Source organism: Mesorhizobium sp. M4A.F.Ca.ET.022.05.2.1 (genome assembly GCF_003998845.1).
GTDB lineage: Bacteria > Pseudomonadota > Alphaproteobacteria > Rhizobiales > Rhizobiaceae > Mesorhizobium.
Window position 1 is genome coordinate 1 of the sequence record NZ_RZOJ01000809.1, and the last position, 628, is coordinate 628.

A 628-nucleotide genomic window follows, 5' to 3' on the forward strand; every position below is an offset into this window, starting at 1 on the left:
GTTTCGCCCGCCGTCTCCGCGGCTTCCCGGCCATGCAGCATGGCGGTGATCTCGGTGGCGAGGACCTTCTTCGCCTCGTTGATCTCGGCGCCGCCGAGCTTTTCGAGCCGTGCCACCTCGTCGAGCGACAGCGTCGTGTAGAGCTTGAGGAAACGGCCGACATCTGCGTCCTCGGTGTTGCGCCAATATTGCCAGAACTCGTAAGGCGAAAGCATTTCCGCATCGAGCCAGACCGCGCCGGAGGCCGATTTGCCCATCTTGGCCCCTGACGAGGTGGTGAGCAGCGGCGTGGTCATCGCGTAGAGCTGCGCGCCCTCCATGCGGTGGCCGAGATCGATGCCGTTGACGATGTTGCCCCACTGGTCGGAGCCGCCCATCTGCAGCCGACAGCCGAGCCGCTTGTAGAGCTCGACGAAGTCGTAGGCCTGCAGGATCATGTAGTTGAATTCGAGGAACGACAGCGACTGCTCGCGGTCGAGGCGCAGCTTGACGGAATCGAAGGCGAGCATCCGATTGACCGAAAAATGCCGGCCGACATCACGCAGGAAGTTGACGTAGTTGATCTCCATCAGCCAGTCGGCGTTGTTGATCATGACGGCGTCGCCGACGCCGCTGCCGAATTTGAGGT

At 62.3% G+C, this 628-nt stretch carries 1 protein-coding gene; it reads right to left on the bottom strand.

The features are described 5' to 3' along the window. Nucleotides 1-628: tyrosine--tRNA ligase (gene tyrS, locus EN745_RS35550; protein ID WP_127423357.1), on the bottom strand; the 628-nt coding region annotated here is incomplete at both ends.